The following is a 19709-nucleotide window of genomic DNA, read 5'->3' on the forward strand; positions in this document are numbered from 1 at the left end:
GGGTCAATCCCGGACCTCCTCGCGGAGCGTCTGGAGTTCCCGCTGCTGGGCGACCAGCACCGACAGGAGTACAGCGAACTCGGGGTCGGTGCTGTTGAGATAGCCGGCGGCATCGGCGTGCTGATTCGCCTGCTCAAATATCTCATCAAAGGCCGGTTTGGAATCCCGGCGGAGCGCCCGCCGAAACGGCTGGCAGCGGTCCTCGAACCGGCCGAGGAAGTCCCGATAGGTCGGATTGGTTCGCCCCATCAGGCCCCTCCCATCGTAGCCGGCGTAATCGGACCGATTCCCGCGGCGTCGGCCTGCTCCTCCGCGACCCCAAGCAGGTCAACCCAGTACGGGATGGTCGTTTGCCAGTACCCATCCGACCAGTAGACGGTCGTCTCGTAGTCCTCCCCGACGAAGCGGTAGCCCATCGGCGTCCGCTCACACTCGTAAGAGGTTTCGACTCGCTCCGCCACCATCTCGGTGAGACCATCTCCAGCCGCATCAGTCACGAGAACCGAGATCTCGTATCCCGCTGCCACCTCGGCGAGCGCGTCAAGGACAGCGTTGAGCATCGGCTCAGCCTCGTGAGCCGGCACGTCGTCGTCACGGTACAACGACGCCAAGTTCGGCAGGATAATACAGCCAGTCCGCGCGGAGGCCTGCTTGATCACGCGCCGGACTATCTGGAAGTGTTGGTACGCAGTAAAGCCCCTCGCAAGGCGAATTCGACGCAGGAGACGACGATGTGGGGCCAGTTCGTGGAGCGTGTACGAGGAACTGGTGTTCCGGGCGTCCACCCAGTACGCAATGCCGTCGGTTTCCTGAACCGTGTCGAGTGCCAGCTGGTGGAGCGCGGCTGATCGGGGTTCAGGTGTTTCCAACAGCGTTAGCCCCGGTTCCAGGTCGGGTAGGCTCTCATCCGTGGCCCCCCGGCGACGGCGCTTCATGACACCACCTCTGCAGGGTCGAAATTCAAGAGCAGCCGCTCAGAAGTCTGATTCGCGGACCCACTTGTGCCACTGTTGATGTAGTTCTTGCTGTCACGAGAGACCACCCACAACCTATCGACCTGCTCCGGTAGGTCCTGGTACGAGCACAATCCAAATCCGGACAGCTGGGTGAGTGTGTCGACGAGTTCCTCGTGCTCAATCTCGCTGGTCGGATAGTAATCCTCAGTTCCGACGTATGGCGGATCGAAGTAAAACACCGTCTCCTCATCGTCATACTTCTCGACAAGCTCTTGCCAATGGAGGTTCTCGATGACGACCTCGTCGAACCGCTCGGCGAACTCCCGTAGCCGGTCGATCTTGTTCGAGAAACTCAGTGCCCGACTGGACACCTTGCTTGTGGCGAAGCCGTTGAATGAATCATATCCGCCGCCCCACTGCGAATACCGGAGGTAAAAGAACTGTCCGGCTCGCTTCACGCTATCCTTGGGACGGTAGCCACGATAGTACTTTTTCGCCCACTCGGAATGGACACCACGCGAGTACGGCACGGACGAGAGCCATTCAACTAAGTCGCCGGGTTGCTCGCGCAGCACCTGAAAGAAGTGCACGAGGTCTTCATCGAGGTCGTTGTACACTTCGACCTTGCTCGTTTCCGGGTCCTTGTTCGCGAGCACGCCAGCCGCGCCGCCGAACGCTTCAACGAAACAGCGATGCTCCGGTACGTAGTCGAGAATCCACGACGAAAGGCGGCTCTTCCCACCAGGGAACGGAAAGACCGCGTCCGGCACGGTCAGGCCACCCCCTCGATCTCCTCAATGCCCAGCCCCAGCAGCGACTCGATCAGCCACTCGGGCAGGTTAGGTTCGGCGAGCAGGTCGTCGGCCACCACGCTGGTCGAGAGAAGTGTCGCAACGGCCTCGCTGTCGACGCCGAACTCCCACGACTCCTCGCGCTCGACTTCGATGCGGCTGCTGTACTCGGGGTCGGTGTGGAAAATATAGACTTTCGTGTCTATACCGTCGATTGTCTCGCTCTCAATCCGATCTGGCGTCTGAGTACGCGACATACTCGTGGCGACGATGTGGTATGTAAAAGAGCTGGGGCGGGCGTCAACGGAAATAGTTTTCAGCAAAATTTAGGAGATAGAAATAATGGAAACCAACCTAAAACGTTCAAAAACAGCAAATCATCGGAAGTTGAACGGAAGTCATCGGAAACGCCGCCGTCTGGCGATTCGAAAATCATCGGAAGTCAGACCAGCGACCGATAGGACTTCCCGCGACCGTTCCCCTTGTCTTCAATGAGTTCGTATTGTTTCAGACTCCGTAGATAGCCTCGTCGCGTCGGTCCTGCCTTGGGCGAATTGCTCCGCTCTTCGTAGCGAGCGTGCAACGTTCCGGCGTCGATCTCGCCAGCCTCGTCGATAATTCGGAACAGCAGTCGCTGGTGCGTCCCAAGCGTGCGAATCTTCCGCTGTTTGACCTCACGCTGTGCGTCCTCAACGATTGCGTCGACGACCTCTGTCGTCAGCTCGCGCATTTCGTTGTCCTCAACGTGAACTGCGGCCCGCCGGAGCAATGCGATTCCATCGCGAGCGTCGCCAGCCGCCAGATCGGCGATGTACTCCACGGCATCATCAGCTACGCGCGACGGGACCAGCCCATGTGCGACACGAGCATCGAGGATGTCAACGAGTTCGGCGTGAGTATATTTGTCCAGTCGGACGGTCGCGGCGCTGTGCATCCGCGACGTAGCGGCCTGCCCCAGCGATGTCATCCACTGGTCCTCCTTGATCGTGATGCAGATGAGCGAGACGTTCGGGACCTCGTAGAGGGCAAGCAGGGTTTCCTCGTCAAGCACGGCGACCTCGTCGAGGACAGCGATGAACTGTTCGTCGCGGTCGCGAAGTCGGTCGATTACGACTGAGCGCGACGTTCCCTCTCGCCGAAGGTCCGCACCGATCCCGACTTCGCGGGCGAACTCGTGCAAGACTGCGCTCGCGCTGTTGTCGCGCATGCAGTTGACGTAGCCCCACCGTAGGTCCAACATCTCGCGTTCGAGCTGCCCGAGAACGAACTTCGCGATGGTGGTCTTGCCGACGCCGCTGGGCCCGAACAGACAGATATCCTCAGTTCGGTCCAATGCTGACGGAGCGAGAATCGACGAGAGGTGGTTGATCTGCCCATCGCGATGGTGGAGATCTCTGGGGACGTACTCGGGTCGGAGCGCTCTGGCGTCCGTGATCATGGGTTGGTAGATGGATACCGGGATTCGATTAAAAGGGCGAGCCATCCGGAGTGAAAGTGAAGCTATGCAGATTTGACCATGATTTACCGAAGTTTCAGTCGATCACATCGGATTAGAGCAAGCGTTTGCTTGGAGAGGATGTGCAGCCTGTCGGCGCCCCGCCTGGGGGGCGCCGCCTCTTGCAGTGGTCGTTCACGGAGTTCTGCGAAATGACGCTCCGCGCAGCTTGGACAGCACTTGGTGTCGTAGGTCTGTTCCAGCGAATCAACCACTTGACGACCGGTTCTTCCGATAGCTGCACCCTATTAGGGTGCAGTGGTGAGTGGCAACACCGTCGTGTCGGCGGCGTCGCCGCCGACAGCGACCCCATCGGCAAAAACACACTGGCTCTATTGCTCAGATGCCCGCTCCAGTATCGGTTACGCAGATTTAGCGGCTACTGAACGCTGTCGGGACTTTGCCAATGTGATCGACTGAGACTGATTATTTGAACTTAGTCCCGTTTCGCGGAATGACTACGGTTGATCCAGTAACAAAAGTGACTCACTATTAATCCGTCTTCCAGTCTCGGTCTGGATACATTCAAGGAATTAATCAGCAAAATCTAAAGTTGCTTGCTGAGCGAAGCCCCCAATCTCAGAAGACTTTTGATTAAACTCCTCTAATGTCAGAGCACTTGCCCGAATTCGATAAATTCGTTCTTTATTTTCTTCGGTTAGCCCTTCGTTGTACACTGCCTGTTTAAGATAATAACCCAACGTCTCTCCGAGATATGGGGGGACAGCGTTCCCTATCTGCTGTCGCTTGGCTTGAAGACCCCCCTCAAACACATATTCGTCGGGGAATGTCTGTAGTCGGGCTCCTTCGCGTGGAGTTAGCCCACGGTGTTGGAAAGGATGGATACAGCGAGCGCTCGACGGCTTCGACATATTTGAGGTAATAGCAACAGCCGGTTCATCCGATTTTAGTCGCGAGTACGAATTATGGTAACCAGAGGAAGGTTGCATCTCATCAGGGATAGCATCTCTATTCCCTCCATCAGGTATATGTGATATCATTTCCACCATGTCCTCGGTGTGCTGAGCTGCAATATGTGAGCCCACTTTCCCTGAATCTCCACGCAAATCTCTTTGAATCACTGTTTGCGGTTCGCACGCGTAGGACATCTTCTGTTCGCCCGGTCCGAGTTCTGGTAAATCTCCGATGCCATCCATAACGCCGGGTTCACGGATAGGATTGACCTCAAATCCATCAAATGGATTCTCATGACGGTCTTTTTTCGATGCAAGGACGATGAGTCGTCGGCGGTGCTGCGGTACACCAAATTCGGAAGCGGTCACGATTCGGTGGGTCACATCATAACCCATTTGATCAAATGACTCACGGACTGCATCAAGGAACTTTCCATCAGCCGTGTTTTGAATGCCACGAACATTCTCGAACAGCGCCGCTTCCGGGTCGAGTTCATCTACCCAATTTATAAAATGTGTAAATAAGTGGTTTCGATCGTCAGAGCCGTCTGGACTCACCACTTCAGAGAATCCTTGACATGGTGGCCCTCCAGCAACTAAATCTACGCTCTCTCTGTCAACGATATTGGAAATATTCGCTTTATTTATATCTCTTATATCACCGGTTACGTCTTCAGGTTCCCACCCTTCCCGATTGAGCGCAAAAGTCTCTCGAGCATCTTCATTGACCTCAACCGCATGGACAAGGTCAAAACCCGCTTTTTCCAATCCAACGGACAATCCGCCGGCACCTGCAAACAAATCGACATACTCCAAGTTGCGGGAGGTCATTCAGTATCACACTTCATCATAGACTGTATTTAAGCGTTCGGACGGATGGCTCATTGGTAATCGGTTGGTAATTGCTTGGTAGATTCTGCCTTATTACTCAACATCAAAACCGCCTAGGGAACGGTGATATCACGTTGACTGCGAACGGTGATGATAAGAATGAACTCGATCTTGCAGCGTTCATTGCAGGCTCAGATTATCGAAAACTGGTGATTTCAGGACTTCTTGAAGACGCGAAACAGCCCAGTGACCTTGCTGATGAAGGAGACGCTGCCCGCTCACACGTAAGCCGAGCTCTTTCGGAACTACGTGAACGGAATCTTGTCCGTGAACATGGTGGGGGTACCCGTGCAAAGTTATATAGTTTGACAGATCTTGGACGCCGCGTCGCTGAACACATTTCCTTTGACAAATGAGCAACTTCGACTTTCAAGAAGACGTAGAAGAACTGATTTATGAACATTTCCGATCAGAGTACGATCACGACACCTCAGCAATCCCCAACGAGGAAAAAGAAGAGATCGAGTATATTGTCAACACCGTTGGCGACGACCTCCTCAGCAACGTCGGTGAATTAGGGGTGGCTTTGGACTTCATCCTTGTAGCGGAAGACCTCTCACAGGTCGATAGTTGGGTGTCTGGATTCGATCCCGATCTCACACGAGACGAGATTTTGGATCATTACCAGACAAAAGACACGAATACTCTTACTATTCGGTTTGATGATGACTGGTATAGTATCCGTTCTATCCAGAACGACCTTCGAGATCTTTTCCGATACGAACTTAGACGAACGAACTTTCCCAGCTCTCCTGGACATCATACCGGTAACTGGGATGACTACGATGATTTACTAGAGCGAGCCTTTAGACTGTCAAGACCTGGTCGGTTTGAGGCAGTTGGTCAACTGTTTGAACTCGGTCTTGAGCGGCTCAATGAAAAGCGGATGGAGGCAAGGGACCCTCCATTTCCTCGGCCATTCTCGGAGATAGTTGAAAACTATCAACGGTCATACGAGAATGAGAATGGGGGATTAGCTTTCCAAGCGATGATTTATGGATATATGAAAGCCGAATATGGACATCTCTCTTTCCGGGCTAGTAAGGTCCGGACTGGTTCATCGCGACAAAATCGGTACGGGGATATCGATGGGTTCCTCGGACCCGATTTGATGGTTTCTGCTGAAGTGAAGGACTTGTACATTGACGAACAAAATGTCCGAAGTGAGCTTGGAACCACAATTCAATTATCCAATGACAGTACAGCTATTCCACTGGCAGTCTGCAAATCGGTGTCGGAAAACGCCCGTGAAATTTTAAAAAGCGAGGGGGTAGAAGTACTAACCAATCAAAATCTCTTGGATGAACTACGTCAATGGGATTATCATAAGCAGGATCGAGCAGTACAAGGAGCTCTTCACTACTTAGCAAACATCGAGGAGGACCCGAGTGCTGTCGAACGTCTTCTACAATTCTTGGATGACGTGGATAGCAATAACATAGCTCTGGATCATCTCATTGAAGACTGAATACCGCCTGCACTAGCTAAGCTGGTACGGCTAACCAACCGAATAGCGTGCTGAAAACGTAACCCGTTCCTTTCGCTGAGATTCGTGTATCACTTGATTCATGTGGAAATCGTAATCGTAAATTCAGACACTTTTTGAATAGCTTGTTCTTTCAGATGGTATTGAAGCACACCAGCTACGCTGGTAACGACTTATTACACAGATCACATCTGAACTATGTTATAGGTTCAGCGGGGGCTATAGGTCAGATATGGCGTATAATCCCCAACAGCCCCAGTCCAACCCCAGTTTGCGAACTTATTTTATCACCCATCGACAATGATGGATGGCGGCAGTGAGTACTCAACAGGAATAGTTGCCGCTGGTAAGTATGAGTAGGCGCACCAGTGACATCGTCGACCCCATCGTCGTGATGGGGGCCGGCACAGTCCTAACCTTAGGGAGCCATCCGCTGGGGCCTGGACTAATCCTCCTGGCGCTCGGGATGTTCCTCAACCGGGGTTAGAATCACCGACGGCTCTCCGTCGGCTTCTACTCATGCGTATTATTAAGGTAAGTATGAGCAGGCACACCTTTGTCACCGACGGTCAGGTCGGCTGTGGTAGGTGCACCAGTGACCTAAGCATATTCTACCTCTCGATAGTAGGTTGCATGGTCACTGTTATTCCCCCAAGCGTACTATGGGGGCATATTGAGATAAACTCTACAAATCAATGAATCTACCGGAGTTGCGACTTCTTGTACAAGTCGTAACAGACACTAGAATTTTCACTCCGAACACGGGGTGTCCCCGCGCAGATCACGCCGTCCGCAACCACTATCCTAACGGAAACTAAAGTAATCGTAATGCGAATCGAAGCCACCGACGGGAACGAACACAAGGTCTGGCTCACCGACAGCGAGATCGAGGACCTCCGGCGAGCGACGAACAGCCAGCGCGACGACCTTATCATCCAGCTGGGCGCGTTCGTCGGCCTGCGCGCCTTCGAAATACCACAGGTCCGCCCCGTCGACGTGAAAGCGACCGACAGCGGACAGTACCGCCTCCGCGTTCGCGCCGGGAAGGACACATCGGGCAACGGCGGGAAGCCCCGCGACGCCTATCTCCCCGACAGCGTCGAGCGCGACCTCCAGCGCTACCAGAACGAGCACAGCATCGCCCCGAATGACCCCTTTATCGATTTGAAACAGCCCGGCGTCCGTGCGGTCGTCCGCCGCACCGCTGCCCGAGCTGCCGACGCTACTGGCGACGCCGACTTCGAGAAGGTGAGCACGCACGATCTCCGCCGCCGGTTCGCCCAGCGCCTCCTGGTCGACGAGCAGATGAACCCCCGCGTGGTGATGGCCGTCGGCGGCTGGGACTCTTTCGCCGCTATCGAGCCGTACCTGAACGCCCCGAGCGAGGACGTGATCGACGATGCTTTCGAGAACATCGGTCTGTGAACCCTGATGTGGTAACACAGCCGTATCTGTTGAAAGAATTCTGGATATGCATATCGCACCTCAGTAAGAATCAAACCAGTAGTCAGAGTAGAATTAAAACCTATACAGCGAGGCACACATTTTTTATTAAATGTGTTTCCAAAGTATTGATTCCGGGCGGATCCGACTCGCGACATTCGTTTTCTTAATCATCGGATGGCTCGCTCTCGTTGGGTTTTTTTGGGACAGTGGAAACAGGGAACTTGGCGCGGCGGCTATCGGTGCAGGTCCTCTTGCTCTCTACTCGTTCTATGACGAAGTAGTCAATCAGCCGGTGCTCACAGTGTCGGGACCTATCACATACGAAAAGTCGGTAGTGCGTGGCTACGTAGACGGCCCCACACTCACTGAGCACTTGAATACACAGCAGCCTGTCCTTCTAAATGAACCAATTGAGACAGTGTATCCTATTATAAACGTGAATGTGGAAGTCAAGAACAAAGGGCTGAGCACGGCAGAATCTGCAACGACAAGGGTCCTGACAGAGTTGGTAGAACCCTTTTTTGCACGTTGGGGAGACGAAGCGAACGAGCAGTCGATTAGCATTCACCCTGGAATGTCTCGGACACTTACTCTTATGCGAATTACACCACGTCACCTGGATTTTCAACAATTCCTCGGACAAGATGAGGTTGAAGGCCACGAATACATGGTCACACGAATTTTCGATGTTTTAGAACCGGGGTACTCTGGTGACGGCGTGTTGATCGATGGAATACCGTACTATATCCAGCATCCAATTCATCAAAATAAGGAGCGAAGGAAAGCCGGCGATAATCAAGGAACATTCTTTGGCAAACAAATGCCACCCAACGAGACGTACAAGATAGAGATTGAATTCGGCGCGGCGGAATGGGGGAGAAGAGTTGATAATGTGGGTACCGTTTCACTGCCTGATGCGGTAACCGATGGGGAATGGGAATCGTCGTTCAGAAGGTACAACAGATACGACGAGCTTGTTACTCACTTGGAAGAGCATGGCTGGTAAACGACATCACCAACAGGCTCTCTCAAAATCACAAGGAGTAGATACTCTCTGACTAGGATAGCTGATGGCCGACATGCGCCCTGTATTCACCACAAAGAGTGAAACCTATCGTCGCGTGAGACTTTCAAAGAGCCCTCACTCACCCTGCCGCTTCCCGAGCACGTCCTCGTCGAGAATCCGCTCGGCAGCGAGCCGCTGTATCGCCTCGCACTCGGACAGTTCGGGAACGTCGCCGTCACACACCCGAACGACGTAGGCTCGCTCGTCGAGCCGGTCGACAGTAAGGTGGGCCTCGTCGGGCTCGCCGGACTCATCGAGCAACCCGTCGCGTTCGAGGAACCCCTTCGGCAGCGTCACCAGACCGGACCCGCTTCGGTTCTGTAATTTCTGCATGAGCGGAATGGTAAGTTCGTAGCTATTAAACGTAGCTTCTCTGGCGGTTCCGTGTACATTCTGTCACCACAGTTTGTGACTCAACGGCGGGTATATGGCCTGATAGCTACATCGCCGGCCAACCCGCGGCCCAGCCGCGGGGGAGTACCCCTACCCATGACGAACAACAAGGCTGGCGGTCCGAATCCGCCGGACAGCGCGGCCAAGACCGCGCATCGACCATATCGAATCGACTGGCATACCTTCGACGAACGCCGCCGCGAGCGAGCCCGACATGAAGCCGCCGGTGCGAGCCGCGATCTCCCCGCTAGGGAACTGGTCGGAGGTGGCGCGTGAGCACCCTCGAAGTCGACAACGCTCACCGGTCGGACCTCTCCGTGGTCGGCTGGCTCGGTGTCGGCCTCTCTGTTTCCGGCGTCGCCCACGCCGGCTGGACGCTCATGACGTGGGCCACCGTCGGTGGCGACGTCGCTGAGGGGCTACTCGTCGGCACGGCCGCAGTTCTCATCGGGGGCATCATCGCCTACGGCGACGCGACGCCGGAGATGGACGCCATGTGCGACCACTGCGGTGAGCGCATCGTCGCTCACTCGAGTCGCGACGGCCATGACGAATCCATCGAAGCGTTCTGCACCTCGGATCCGCGGCGTGGCCGCCTCGGGCCAATCTCCGCTGTGCTCCAGCGCCGAAAAGAGACCTTTCACTACTGTTCTGGGGAGTGCGCTGCAGTCGATGCTGACCGGCGTCGGATGCAACTCCCGTCACAGATTGACACCGAGACACCTGCTGCCCGACTCGCGGCGACCGACGGCGGCACCGAACAGGCAGACAACCAGGGCGTTCCCCAGCCCGCAAGCGGGGATTCAGACCTATGATAGGACCATTCTCGACTGACTCGAATCGTTCTCGACCACTCGCACTGCTGCTGGCTGGCCTCATCTGTGCCAGCATTGCCATCGCTGGCGTCGGCGGGGCGGCCGCAGCGACGACCGAGACCGCCACGCCGACCGAAACCTCGACATCGAGCACGCTGGCGGACAAGACCGTCGCTGTCGACAACCAGACCCAGCAGGTCTACCTCGAAGTGACGAACACGAGCGGCCAGAGCATCGACTACACGGTGTATGGTGTCTCGGACGGCATCACAACGAAGGTTGACTCTGGGCAGGTATCGGCAGCCGCGAACCAGACCTCAGAACAAACTTTCGCCGTTGACTCGTCGGAGTACGACAGCTACCGCATCGTCGTTGAGGAGGATGACACTGACAGTGACTCCGAATCGGCGGAGTCCATCGAGATAGGGAAGATCGTCCAGCAGTCGTCGGGCGGCGGTGGCATCTTCGGCGGTGGCGGCGACGGGCTGCTGACGCCGATGAACATCCTGATAGCCGCCTTGCTGGCCGCAGCGGCGTTCCTGCTGGGGCTGTTCGATCCGATCAAGCGCAGGATTGCGGGGTGAGACGGGATGTCATCTGACCCGAGCTTGGACCTCGGCGACGGCAGCGGGCAGGAGTCCTTGAGTGGTGTGACAAACTTCCTGCAGGATGGCGGAGACGCTGGGAAGGTGCTGTCTGCGTCGATTATCGGCCTGATAGTGTCACCAGTCGTTGCAGTCATCGACGTGGTGAACGCGGTGGCGAACTTCTTTGCCCAGCCGTTCGACAACGCGGGCGATGCGATTGGGTCATTGCTGACTGGGCTCTTCGAGGCTCCCGGAAATCTGCTGACTGCGGGGGCAGATATCTCGGAGACAGCGCTCAGATCGGCTCTCGGTGAGACGCTGGCAGGGACTCTCGCGTTCCCGATCACCGTTGGCATCGTCATGCTTGCGCTGTATCTGGTCGTGCGCTATCTCCGCGAGGACGAGACTGGCGACGTGCTGCCGGGCCTGCCCATCGACGTGCCAACGGACATCTTCGGCGTCGAAGAGGAGGACACGATAGACGAATGACGGCTCGCCAGCCCCACAACTCGGAGGTCACTGTCGATGGCTGATGACTCGGGGCTGACGAGTTTGATTAATAATGCCGACTCCAACTCGAAGTTCGACGATTACAGAATCGTCGATTCGGCGAACCCGGTCAACTGGACCCGCGTCGGCGCGTCGATTCTGCTGTCGACGGTCGCGACGGTGTATATCGGCCTTCGGAAGTACATCGACGAGCTGATCGGCATCCCGGAGCGGCTCATTGAGGGTGCAACGTCGTTCGTCGGCGAAGTGTCGACCGGCGAGACCCCGACGGGATCGGGCGTGCTGGGTGAGCTGTTCGTCCCGATTCTGCAGTGGTATCAACAGGATGTCTGGGCCAGCAGCGTCGACCAGTTCGGCATCTGGGGTTACCTCGTTGCGCTGGGGTTCACTCTGTTGACGCTGTTCGTCGTCGTGCGTGGCCTTCGAGAGGGGGCCCAACGGCTCTCGGGGGGCGAGTGACAGTGTCACAGTCACCCAACGGCGGCGGTGGCGGCCCTGTCCTCCCGCCGTCGCTGAAAGCATTCGCAGCCTCTCCGACCGGGTTCATCCTCGGTCTTATCTTGACGCCGTTGCTGAACGGCGTTGAGGAAGTGGTGGAGAACGTTCTCTGGGCCATCAACTACGTGTTTTTCGGCCATTCACGGTCGTCAACACTCGGGGACCTCGGGCTCGTGGATGTCCCAGCCGTCATCGCGACGACACTCATTGACGCTGGGTCCGCAATTGGTGAGCCAGTACTCAGCGTCATCGGTTCTGGTGTCCAGTTGCTAATCGACTTTTTCAGCTGGACGGGACCGGCGGGAATGCTTGGCGCGGCAATTGTCTTTGCTCTCGTTGTGGTCGCTTACTCGACGTACCTGCGGACGGCCATCGAGATTGCGCTGGACTTCATCCCCGGCGGAGGTGCCTTCATCAACTAATGTCACTCAAAGAGTTCCTCACCCACCCAGCAAGTGCGGCAACGGCAACGGCGACGACACTGTTCGGTGCGTTCCAGCTCGACGTGATTGCGGTGTTGCTGCAGTGGGGCTGGGCAAACCTCGGGCAGTTGTTCTACGGAGCGACGTTGCTGGTCAGCTCCGCACCAGTCTTGCCGATCACGCAAGCGACGGCATCAAAGTTCGTCGCCGGGCTGGCGGCGCTGTTGTTACTCAAACTGCTGCTGAAAGCTCGCGAACAGATTGACAAACGAACGGACGGCTAAACTCATGATTCGGAACGAACGCAGTAAACGGACGTATCGAACAGGAACGGTGGACAGCGTGGAGGTGGGCCGATGCCAGAAGTGACGACGGCAACGGCGACCGGCTGGGCTATCATCGGGATGATGTTCTACGTGATCGGCGAGTACACGTCGGTGCTGACAAAGACAGCCTACCCGATCAAGTGGTTCAAAGGCCGCCCGGCCCGGCTGACGACGGGACTGGTGGGCGGGTTCTTTGGCGGCGTGTATGCCGGCGGATTCCTCTGGAGTGCGGCGTCGTCGTTCATCGGAGCGGGCGCACTGGCCGGCGGTGGCACGGTATTCCTCGGACTGACGGCTAAAGAGACGCTGGTCGTGTTCCTGGCGGCGCTGGTCGTAGGACTGGCGCTGTACACAGGCGCGGCTGCAGAGGAGGCGGTGGATGCAGATTAACATCTCCGGCTGGGGGGCGGTCATGCTGGCCGTGGTCGGGCTCGTCGCCATCGCGATGCTCGTGGCCCCGGAGGCAACGACGGACTACGTCAACGGCGTGGCAAGCGCGCTCTCGGGGGGCTAACTGTGGGCGGACACGCACTCTCGGGAGGTGATAGGGCCGCCGTCGCCGCGGTTAGTGTTGCGGTCGTCCTCGTCGCTGTCACCGTGGCGGGCGCGTTCGCGATGCCCGCATCGGCAGCGGTGGCTGACGGACACTATCAGGCGAGCAACGAGACGACCGAGGGCGGGAACTGGACCGCGCCGGGGCCGTTCGGCATCGACGAGTTGCGAACCGGCGGCAAACAGATATCGAGTGGCGGGTCCCAAGGTCCGCCCGAATCAACGCGGATGCTTCCGACCGGCGGAGTCGTCTTGAAGTATCTCCCGTTGAACCCGGCCCAGTCGTCGTACCAGCCGCTGGGTCGGAATCAAGCACTCAAAACCGATTACCTGCTGGCATACACTTCCGCATTCGGCGAGAGCGTCGGTGACTACGAGTTCGTCGTGGTGTTCTGGCAGGAACGGAGTACGGAGGTCAACGGGACACAGCAGACATACGCGGCGAATCAGACAGTCCAGCGGATTGGCTTCGAGGCAGATAACGGCTACTCAGCGTCGAAACTGCAACTGCAGTCCCATTTCGACAAGCAGTGGCAGGCGACGGCGTGGCTGGAAAAAGACGGCGAGCGTGTCGAGGGGGCACGCTGGCGGTTCGCGCATCAGACGAACCCGTTGACGGCGTCTCCCGCGTACCCGACGAACTCGAAGGGGGACCTCTGGCGGTGGGGAACGCTGAACCTGATTATCCCGGCGATTTGCGGCATCATGTTCTCCGGGGCGTCGGCCAAGCACGTTCTCTCGCGAACGATTGTGGGGACGCTGAAAGGGGTGAGCTACTGGGCTGGCGTAGTGGTGGTGCTAATCGGCATCGCAGCGATACTTGGTACGTGGCAGACATCGATCATCCTCGCGAACGCGCCCATCGCGGTGGGCATCTTGATCGGGCTGCTGGCACTGCCGGTGATGCTCTCGATTCGAGACAGCGACCTCTCGAAAGCCGGGTTTTTCCAGCGCAAACTCCGGCAGGGTGCAATCTCGCCCAGTGGTGAGGAAACGGTCGGGACCCGTCGGGTTCCGAACAAAATCAAGTCCGTGTATCGCCACGGTGAGCAACTCTATGCCCCAGTGTCCGGCCTGCGGCCGATGCTGGCTCGGTACTGGGCAGACCCGGCGAGGATTCCGACCGAGGACTGGAAGAGCTACGACAGCGGCGAGGGCGACCTCGACCAGCTCTTCGAGATCGACCCAGAGTCCGAGAAGGTTGTTCGGCACAAGCCAGCGCGACTGAAGTTCGCGCCGTCACTGACGAAAGAGGTTGCCGACGAGGACCTCACGGACCCGCCAGAGGCCGATGGCATCGCAGCGCTACCGGCGGCCATCTCGGCAACAGTGTCGAACTGGGTGACGCGTCGGAACTGGCGGTTCATCGGCATTGCACTGGGCGGCGGGGCAGCGGTCTATCTGTCAACGGTTGCCACGCTGGGCTCGTCGATTATCGGGCTCGGGCTGGCGACGTTGCCGGCGTTGATCGAAGGCCACGAAGCCCGGGACGGCACCCTCGAAGTGGACTGGGGACCGAGCCACTGGAACGATGTTCAGGCACAGGTCCAGACCGAGCGCCACGAGTACGAAGAGCGCCAGACGTTCGACCAAGTTCTGGAAGCGGTCACCGAGCTTGAATGGTCTGAACACGAGAAGGGCCAGCAGATTGTCGACCGCGTCCGGACGGAGATTCAGAAGGCGCTGGACGACGAACACGGCGGGAACAGCCCGTCGACGAACCTCTCGCCGTCGTCGCCACAGCAGGGGGTTGACGCAGATGACTGACCCGATGGCCGCGGACGGGCATCACGCGCTCAAATGGCTCGCGAGTGATGTCCGGTCGGCTGACCGGTCGTTTGCTGCCGGGCTCGACTCGCTTCGCGCCCAGCAGCGCCACCTGCAGGAGAGTCTTCGCGATGGCTTCCAGACTCGCACGGAAGTGCTGGAGTGGTGTCACGCCGTCGACGTGGTCTCGGGTGGCCAGACGCCCGAGACGTGGCATGAGGATCTCGTGAAAGACCGCTGGAAAGTGGCTTGCCTCATGGCAGATTCGGACGACAGGGCGGCGATTTGCGACCAAGCTCCTCGCGATGATGAGACCGCGGATGCGTTCCGGCGGAAGGTCATTCGGAAGGTGCTGCTGCCAGCCTTCCAGTCAGCCACTGAACTGCTACGTGAGCGGGTCGCTGAGTTCTCGGATGAAGAGGGCGTCAAAGACGCCGAACGGATTCAGTACGTCGCTGGGCGGCCGCGGTTGCACCAGCGCGCCGTCGAACAGCACGGGATGCTACGGTCGACGCTGCGGGACCCGCCCCGCGTCGAGTCGGAGGTGATGGCGTGGGCTGAGGATATCATCCACATGACCGAGGGGCACGTCCGCAGCGGGTTTATCGAGGACGTGCTGGACCGCCACGGCGACTGGTGGCACTCGCTGACTCGTGGGCCGTCAGTCCGGCTTGAGTGGCTGCTGGCCGGCGAGGTGTTCCCGGCGATGAACGCCACCCTCTCAGAGTTAGTCACGAACAGCAACGAACTCGCGGACGTTGCTGGCCGTCCCAAGGAGGTGCCGCCGGGATAATGGATATCGAGGAAATCCGGGCGGCCCGAGCCCGCGAACAGGATGCGGCGTCACTCGTGGCACTGGCCGAACCAACGATCTTCGAGCGCGCCCAAGATGCCGTCGACGCTGACGATATCGACACCGACGACGCGGTGGCATTGACGACAGAACTTGCTGACGAACGCACCGGAAAGCTCCTGAAACTGGCGTCGTTCCGGGCCGCCGGGATGGCGGTCAACTGGGACGGCGTCACCGAGCAAGAACGCGCGCTCGTCGAGGACCTCGTCGCCCGCATCGAGACGTGGCGCGAATCGGTGATACCGGGCACGGAGGACAGCAATGAGTGATGAGCTGTCCGACCGGGTTAGTCGATACCTCCGCTGGCAGGTGCCGGATAAGGTGGCACTGCTGGCTCAGCGCTATCCAGACGACGCGTCACTGACGCTGGACTGGACGGCTCTGGCTCGGTGGGACCCGACGCTGGCAGAGGATATCCTCGATGCGCCCGATTCGATGCTCGACTACGTCGAGGCGGGCATCGCCGATACGCCGCTGCCGGTCGACACGTCGCTGGGACAGGCCACGCCACGCTTCGAGAACCTGCCAGAGTCGCACACGACCGCCCCCGGGGAGTTCTCACCGAGCGAGCGGCGTGGGCAACTGCTGGCGCTCGAAGGGCAGGTCGCGAAACGAACACAGGTCCAGCCGCGACTTGTCGAGGCGGCCTTCGAGTGCCAGCGCTGCGGCACCCTCACCCGCATCCCGCTCGAAGCGGGCCAGTACATCGAACCGTTCGAATGCGTCGGTTGTGAGATGAAGGGTCCGTTCCGCATCAACTCCGACCAGTCCCGGTACGAGGACTACCAGAAACTCCTGTTGGAGAACCCCAGCAGTGCGGCGCTGGGCGGTGACACGTCGGATGTCATCGCGCACCTGCAGGGCGACCTCGCGGGACACGGGGCCATCGCGAACTGTCAGGACGTGGTCCTCGTTGGTGAGCTGCAGTTCCGCGGTGGCGGCCCGATCCCCGAGCCACAGGTCGTGGTGAACTCCGTGCAAGCAGCCGGCCAGACCTATCAGGACACGGAGTTCACAGCCGACCAGCGCGACCTCTTCGAGCGCTTGCGCGAGCGGCCGGCGTCCTTCGACGTTGGGATCGAGGACCCGTCGACGGCGGATGTGCTGATGGCCGCCGCAGCGCCGAAGTTCGTCGCGGGCTCGCATCCCCGGGACCGGCAGGTGGTTCGCGGGCTCGTGTTACAGCTGGTCAGCGCGTCGACGTTCGACGGCCCGGATGGCTCGCACTATCGGGGCGATATCCACGTCCTGTTACCCGGCGACCCGGGGACGGGCAAGTCCGTGCTGGCGAAGTGGGCCGCGGCGGTCGCGCCACGGTCGGCGTTCGCGAGCGGCGAGCGTGTGTCGGGTCCCGGTCTGACCGCGGCGGCAGTGAAGGACGACTTCTCGGACGGCGGATTCAGCATTGAGCCCGGCGTGCTGGTCCGAGCCCACGAGGGAATCGCGGTCGTCGACGAGCTGGACAAGGCCGGCGACGACGCCATCGAGAAGATGCACTCGGCGCTGGCCGACCAGATACTGCCGCTGTCGCTGGCCGGGCAGTCGATGACGCTGCCGGCGGAGTGTGGCCTGCTGGGCGTGTGCAACCCGCTCGGCGGTCACTTCGCTGGTGACGAGTCGCTGGTCGACGCGCTCGGGATTGACAGTCCGCTACTGTCCCGGTTTGACCTCATCATGCAGATGCGGTCGAAACAGGACCGTGACCACGTTCGGGAGCTGGCGGAGTCGATGATTCGAACGTGGTCAGCGTCGTTGAAGGACGCAACTGGGCAGGCGCTCGACGAGGATGACGCTGAGGCTATCGACCCGATCTTGTCGATGGACGAGTACCGCGCGGTCCTGCTGCGGGCTCGGCAGTTGCATCCGACACCTGCGAACGACGCGGTGATCGAGGCGCTGGCCGGGTGGTTCGAAGAGCAAAAGATGGCGCTGCCGGAGCGGTATCGCGATGCGCTCGCGAACGCGGACGGGCAGTACCACGGGCCGCCCGTGCCCGTGACTGCCCGCAAACTCGGGGCCGCTCGCCGGGTTGCACAGGCGAGCGCGCGGGCAAACCTTCGGACTGAGATAACGATGGCCGACGTTGAGGTGGCCAAAGAGATGGTCAGCCGGTCGCTGGCCGACTTAGATATCCCGATTGTCCACAACGCTGGCCTCGGCGGCGGCGACGTGCAACGGCGCGAGACGACTGATTTGACTGGAGTGAGCTAACGATGTCACAGAGAAAACCAAAATCCGAACAGGACGGTTTCACCAAACAGACGAAACAAGGCGCACAGATCGTTTACGATGCTGAACCGCACGGTAGCTGGGATGATGATGCGGAGATGATACGGACCCGGTTCGATATCCCAGCGTTCGACCCGGAGGCGTTCTACCCACGCGAGGGCGCGGCGCTGTCGGGCGTGTATCCGGACTTTCTCGTGCATATCGAGAGTGGATCGGACGGCCCGTCGACGGTGAACTCACCGGGGGCGTCACTGACGATGGTCGAAGCGCCGAAGGGCTCTGGCAAGTCGACGGCGGCCGACCAGTTTGCCACGTACCAGATGGAACACAACGATGAGCGCATCGTCAGGAACGGGCGGCAGAAAAGCTCGGACTGGCGGCGGATGCGTGACTGGACGACGCTGTGGCTGCCCAGTGGCGTTGACGTTGACGGGCGCTGGATGGAAGCTGTCGACCGCAGCGAGCCCGATCCCGAAGAACTGTGTCGGGATGTCCGGCACTATTCGGATGTCATCGAACTCGTTGAGCGGCTGCAGGACCACCCGAAAGGAACGTACAACGTGGTGTTCCCGGACCCGTACTTCCGGAAGTGCGAGGACGCGCTGTCGACGGCGGATGCAACGGTCGAGAAACCGACATTCGTGCCAAAGAACGAGCCGAACCCGACGCCGGCATCGCACTGGTGGTTCGGGTTCCTCGCGGCACGCACGTTCGACGGTCTCCGCGTCGACGGTGACGGCGAGCGCAACTGGATGACTGCCCATATCGATGAGTTCGGAATGCTCGCGCCAGAGTCAGCGCCGGGCGGCGAATCCGGCCACTGGACGTATGAGTGCATCCAGATTATGGCGGACATCGCGAAGGAAATGCGGTCGGCTGGGCTGTCGCTGGTCGGGTACGGCCATCACGAAGAGGACGTTCACAACCACTGGCTCAAAGAGTTCGATTTCTGGGTCGAACTCTCGAACCACGACCGCGGGAACCGCACCACCAAGACGGAGGCACCGAAGCCGTTCCGGGATCTCGAACAAGACCAGGACCTGCTGTCGAAGCGGCCGAAAGGGTTCGGGCTATGCTACACCGGCAGTCGGTTCTCTGAGTTCCAGTTCTCGGATCTCGGTTACCCACACGACACGCCAGAGTTCCAGCTGCGGCTCGGAATCCCGTCCTCGGTCGACGTGTCCACCAGCGACGACGGTGGCATGATCGTCGAGGACCTCCAGGTGGCGACCGACGACGAGAACCAGCCAACGCTGCTGGAGGAGTACCGCGCAGCCAACGGCGCTGTTCACGAGCTGCGTGTTCTCGCACCCGGCGAGGGTATCATCGATATCTCTGGTGACGCGCCGGAGGTAGTCGAAGCGCTGTCGAGCCCGTATACTGACGGCAAGTTCCCAGAGAAGCCGATCAAAACGATCCAGAACCACTATGATATCATATTCAACCCCGACAGTAGCACGGAGATTGTGGCGGCGCGCATCCCGAGACGCACTGGGCCCGGTGCGACAACGGAGGTCGTGGCTGATGACTGACCCAGCGAGCCCGCTGGTTGTGACCGATATCGACCGCCCTTTTAACTTCACGTCAGCCGGCTGCGGCGGCCGGGTCGGCGGCCGCGGCGGCACCGATCAGCGTGAGCGGAAGATAAGTTCCGCTCGTTACGCGCGCGTATCTGGAACAGGAACGGAAGGGGGGACCCCCCTGAGCGGTGT

Annotated in this window: 26 protein-coding genes and 1 pseudogene; 20 read left to right on the plus strand and 7 right to left on the minus strand. The window is 58.9% G+C overall.

Annotated features, from left to right (window positions below):
- Positions 1–3 precede the first annotated feature (3 nt).
- From AMS69_RS10085 to AMS69_RS10105, 5 genes are all read right to left on the minus strand, one after another.
- Positions 4–249, minus strand: coding sequence for a hypothetical protein (locus AMS69_RS10085; RefSeq protein WP_053967961.1), 246 nt, complete (start codon positions 247–249; stop codon positions 4–6).
- The gene (locus tag AMS69_RS10090; protein WP_053967962.1) at positions 249–935 is read right to left on the minus strand and encodes a hypothetical protein; all 687 of its coding nucleotides are present in this window, start codon (positions 933–935) and stop codon (positions 249–251) included. The genes AMS69_RS10085 and AMS69_RS10090 overlap by 1 nt, the downstream gene beginning before the upstream one ends.
- Positions 932–1726 (minus strand): DNA adenine methylase, encoded by a 795-nt coding sequence (locus AMS69_RS10095; RefSeq protein WP_053967963.1) that lies wholly within the window; start codon positions 1724–1726, stop codon positions 932–934. Before AMS69_RS10095 ends, AMS69_RS10090 begins: the two co-directional genes overlap by 4 nt.
- Before the next feature lie 2 nt (positions 1727–1728).
- Positions 1729–2004 (minus strand): hypothetical protein, encoded by a 276-nt coding sequence (locus AMS69_RS10100; protein ID WP_053967964.1) that lies wholly within the window; start codon positions 2002–2004, stop codon positions 1729–1731.
- A gap of 185 nt (positions 2005–2189) precedes the next feature.
- Complete coding sequence (locus AMS69_RS10105; RefSeq protein WP_053967965.1) at positions 2190–3185, minus strand: Cdc6/Cdc18 family protein; 996 nt, start codon at positions 3183–3185, stop codon at positions 2190–2192.
- Between the two features lie 149 nt (positions 3186–3334).
- On the opposite strand from AMS69_RS10105, the pseudogene AMS69_RS20155 reads away from it, so the two are divergent.
- Positions 3335–3480: pseudogene (locus AMS69_RS20155) on the plus strand (ISH3 family transposase); the annotation flags it as partial.
- Positions 3481–3775: 295 nt separating this feature from the next.
- Here AMS69_RS20155 and AMS69_RS19680 read toward each other — a convergent pair.
- Positions 3776–4987, minus strand: coding sequence for a DNA cytosine methyltransferase (locus AMS69_RS19680; protein ID WP_077067781.1), 1212 nt, complete (start codon positions 4985–4987; stop codon positions 3776–3778).
- 134 nt (positions 4988–5121) lie between these two features.
- Between AMS69_RS19680 and AMS69_RS21275 the strand changes: the two genes are divergently transcribed.
- The 5 genes from AMS69_RS21275 to AMS69_RS10120 all read left to right on the plus strand — a co-directional run bounded on the left by AMS69_RS21275 (position 5122) and on the right by AMS69_RS10120 (position 8985).
- The gene (locus AMS69_RS21275; RefSeq protein ID WP_077067797.1) at positions 5122–5403 is read left to right on the plus strand and encodes a winged helix DNA-binding protein; all 282 of its coding nucleotides are present in this window, start codon (positions 5122–5124) and stop codon (positions 5401–5403) included.
- On the plus strand, positions 5400–6515 hold the full coding sequence (locus AMS69_RS10110; RefSeq protein WP_077067782.1) for a hypothetical protein: 1116 nt from the start codon (positions 5400–5402) through the stop codon (positions 6513–6515). The genes AMS69_RS21275 and AMS69_RS10110 overlap by 4 nt, the downstream gene beginning before the upstream one ends.
- Before the next feature lie 370 nt (positions 6516–6885).
- Positions 6886–7020 (plus strand): hypothetical protein, encoded by a 135-nt coding sequence (locus AMS69_RS21090; protein WP_274378006.1) that lies wholly within the window; start codon positions 6886–6888, stop codon positions 7018–7020.
- 341 nt (positions 7021–7361) lie between these two features.
- Positions 7362–7958: a site-specific integrase gene (locus AMS69_RS10115; protein ID WP_053967966.1), complete on the plus strand. Its 597-nt coding sequence runs from the start codon at positions 7362–7364 to the stop codon at positions 7956–7958.
- Between the two features lie 130 nt (positions 7959–8088).
- The gene (locus tag AMS69_RS10120; RefSeq protein ID WP_053967967.1) at positions 8089–8985 is read left to right on the plus strand and encodes a hypothetical protein; all 897 of its coding nucleotides are present in this window, start codon (positions 8089–8091) and stop codon (positions 8983–8985) included.
- A 135-nt stretch (positions 8986–9120) separates the two neighbouring features.
- Here the strand turns inward: AMS69_RS10120 and AMS69_RS10125 are convergent, their stop codons facing one another.
- A complete protein-coding gene (locus AMS69_RS10125) occupies positions 9121–9378 on the minus strand; it encodes a hypothetical protein (RefSeq protein WP_053967968.1) in 258 nt (85 codons plus the stop codon).
- 156 nt (positions 9379–9534) lie between these two features.
- Between AMS69_RS10125 and AMS69_RS19690 the strand changes: the two genes are divergently transcribed.
- The 14 genes from AMS69_RS19690 (at position 9535) to AMS69_RS10185 (ending at position 19529) form a co-directional block, all read left to right on the plus strand.
- Complete coding sequence (locus AMS69_RS19690; protein WP_077067783.1) at positions 9535–9714, plus strand: hypothetical protein; 180 nt, start codon at positions 9535–9537, stop codon at positions 9712–9714.
- Positions 9711–10253 (plus strand): hypothetical protein, encoded by a 543-nt coding sequence (locus tag AMS69_RS20865; protein ID WP_053967969.1) that lies wholly within the window; start codon positions 9711–9713, stop codon positions 10251–10253. The genes AMS69_RS19690 and AMS69_RS20865 overlap by 4 nt, the downstream gene beginning before the upstream one ends.
- Positions 10250–10837 carry a hypothetical protein gene (locus AMS69_RS10135; protein ID WP_080508823.1) on the plus strand — a complete coding sequence of 196 codons (588 nt, stop codon included), beginning with the start codon at positions 10250–10252 and terminating at the stop codon, positions 10835–10837. Before AMS69_RS20865 ends, AMS69_RS10135 begins: the two co-directional genes overlap by 4 nt.
- A 6-nt stretch (positions 10838–10843) precedes the next feature.
- Positions 10844–11329, plus strand: a complete 486-nt coding sequence (locus AMS69_RS10140) for a hypothetical protein (RefSeq protein ID WP_053967970.1) — start codon at positions 10844–10846, stop codon at positions 11327–11329.
- Positions 11330–11365: 36 nt separating this feature from the next.
- Positions 11366–11809, plus strand: a complete 444-nt coding sequence (locus AMS69_RS10145; protein ID WP_053967971.1) for a hypothetical protein — start codon at positions 11366–11368, stop codon at positions 11807–11809.
- A gap of 2 nt (positions 11810–11811) precedes the next feature.
- Positions 11812–12270, plus strand: a complete 459-nt coding sequence (locus tag AMS69_RS10150; RefSeq protein ID WP_053967972.1) for a hypothetical protein — start codon at positions 11812–11814, stop codon at positions 12268–12270.
- Positions 12270–12554, plus strand: coding sequence for a hypothetical protein (locus tag AMS69_RS10155; RefSeq protein WP_053967973.1), 285 nt, complete (start codon positions 12270–12272; stop codon positions 12552–12554). The genes AMS69_RS10150 and AMS69_RS10155 overlap by 1 nt, the downstream gene beginning before the upstream one ends.
- Positions 12555–12626: 72 nt before the next feature.
- On the plus strand, positions 12627–12986 hold the full coding sequence (locus AMS69_RS20165; protein ID WP_053967974.1) for a hypothetical protein: 360 nt from the start codon (positions 12627–12629) through the stop codon (positions 12984–12986).
- Complete coding sequence (locus AMS69_RS21095; protein ID WP_274378007.1) at positions 12976–13110, plus strand: hypothetical protein; 135 nt, start codon at positions 12976–12978, stop codon at positions 13108–13110. The genes AMS69_RS20165 and AMS69_RS21095 overlap by 11 nt, the downstream gene beginning before the upstream one ends.
- 2 nt (positions 13111–13112) lie before the next feature.
- Entirely contained in the window at positions 13113–14915 is a 1803-nt protein-coding gene (locus AMS69_RS10165) for a hypothetical protein (RefSeq protein ID WP_238378379.1), read from the plus strand.
- Positions 14908–15708 carry a hypothetical protein gene (locus tag AMS69_RS10170; RefSeq protein WP_053967975.1) on the plus strand — a complete coding sequence of 267 codons (801 nt, stop codon included), beginning with the start codon at positions 14908–14910 and terminating at the stop codon, positions 15706–15708. The genes AMS69_RS10165 and AMS69_RS10170 overlap by 8 nt, the downstream gene beginning before the upstream one ends.
- Positions 15708–16037 (plus strand): hypothetical protein, encoded by a 330-nt coding sequence (locus AMS69_RS10175; protein WP_053967976.1) that lies wholly within the window; start codon positions 15708–15710, stop codon positions 16035–16037. Before AMS69_RS10170 ends, AMS69_RS10175 begins: the two co-directional genes overlap by 1 nt.
- Entirely contained in the window at positions 16030–17979 is a 1950-nt protein-coding gene (locus AMS69_RS10180; protein WP_053967977.1) for an AAA family ATPase, read from the plus strand. The genes AMS69_RS10175 and AMS69_RS10180 overlap by 8 nt, the downstream gene beginning before the upstream one ends.
- A gap of 2 nt (positions 17980–17981) precedes the next feature.
- Positions 17982–19529, plus strand: a complete 1548-nt coding sequence (locus tag AMS69_RS10185) for a hypothetical protein (RefSeq protein WP_053967978.1) — start codon at positions 17982–17984, stop codon at positions 19527–19529.
- The last annotated feature ends 180 nt before the right edge of the window (positions 19530–19709 follow it).

This window comes from Haloarcula rubripromontorii (assembly GCF_001280425.1).
Lineage (GTDB): Archaea > Halobacteriota > Halobacteria > Halobacteriales > Haloarculaceae > Haloarcula > Haloarcula rubripromontorii.

Coding starts and splice junctions, on each gene's coding strand:
- AMS69_RS10085 (WP_053967961.1), bottom strand. CDS start 249: ATGGGGCGAACCAATCCGACCTATCGGGACTTCCTCGGCCGGTTCGAG.
- AMS69_RS10090 (WP_053967962.1), bottom strand. CDS start 935: ATGAAGCGCCGTCGCCGGGGGGCCACGGATGAGAGCCTACCCGACCTG.
- AMS69_RS10100 (WP_053967964.1), bottom strand. CDS start 2,004: ATGTCGCGTACTCAGACGCCAGATCGGATTGAGAGCGAGACAATCGAC.
- AMS69_RS10105 (WP_053967965.1), bottom strand. CDS start 3,185: ATGATCACGGACGCCAGAGCGCTCCGACCCGAGTACGTCCCCAGAGAT.
- AMS69_RS19680 (WP_077067781.1), bottom strand. CDS start 4,987: ATGACCTCCCGCAACTTGGAGTATGTCGATTTGTTTGCAGGTGCCGGC.
- AMS69_RS10110 (WP_077067782.1), top strand. CDS start 5,400: ATGAGCAACTTCGACTTTCAAGAAGACGTAGAAGAACTGATTTATGAA.
- AMS69_RS21090 (WP_274378006.1), top strand. CDS start 6,886: ATGAGTAGGCGCACCAGTGACATCGTCGACCCCATCGTCGTGATGGGG.
- AMS69_RS10115 (WP_053967966.1), top strand. CDS start 7,362: ATGCGAATCGAAGCCACCGACGGGAACGAACACAAGGTCTGGCTCACC.
- AMS69_RS10120 (WP_053967967.1), top strand. CDS start 8,089: ATGTGTTTCCAAAGTATTGATTCCGGGCGGATCCGACTCGCGACATTC.
- AMS69_RS10125 (WP_053967968.1), bottom strand. CDS start 9,378: ATGCAGAAATTACAGAACCGAAGCGGGTCCGGTCTGGTGACGCTGCCG.
- AMS69_RS19690 (WP_077067783.1), top strand. CDS start 9,535: ATGACGAACAACAAGGCTGGCGGTCCGAATCCGCCGGACAGCGCGGCC.
- AMS69_RS10135 (WP_080508823.1), top strand. CDS start 10,250: ATGATAGGACCATTCTCGACTGACTCGAATCGTTCTCGACCACTCGCA.
- AMS69_RS10140 (WP_053967970.1), top strand. CDS start 10,844: ATGTCATCTGACCCGAGCTTGGACCTCGGCGACGGCAGCGGGCAGGAG.
- AMS69_RS10145 (WP_053967971.1), top strand. CDS start 11,366: ATGGCTGATGACTCGGGGCTGACGAGTTTGATTAATAATGCCGACTCC.
- AMS69_RS10155 (WP_053967973.1), top strand. CDS start 12,270: ATGTCACTCAAAGAGTTCCTCACCCACCCAGCAAGTGCGGCAACGGCA.
- AMS69_RS20165 (WP_053967974.1), top strand. CDS start 12,627: ATGCCAGAAGTGACGACGGCAACGGCGACCGGCTGGGCTATCATCGGG.
- AMS69_RS21095 (WP_274378007.1), top strand. CDS start 12,976: ATGCAGATTAACATCTCCGGCTGGGGGGCGGTCATGCTGGCCGTGGTC.
- AMS69_RS10170 (WP_053967975.1), top strand. CDS start 14,908: ATGACTGACCCGATGGCCGCGGACGGGCATCACGCGCTCAAATGGCTC.
- AMS69_RS10175 (WP_053967976.1), top strand. CDS start 15,708: ATGGATATCGAGGAAATCCGGGCGGCCCGAGCCCGCGAACAGGATGCG.
- AMS69_RS10180 (WP_053967977.1), top strand. CDS start 16,030: ATGAGTGATGAGCTGTCCGACCGGGTTAGTCGATACCTCCGCTGGCAG.
- AMS69_RS10185 (WP_053967978.1), top strand. CDS start 17,982: ATGTCACAGAGAAAACCAAAATCCGAACAGGACGGTTTCACCAAACAG.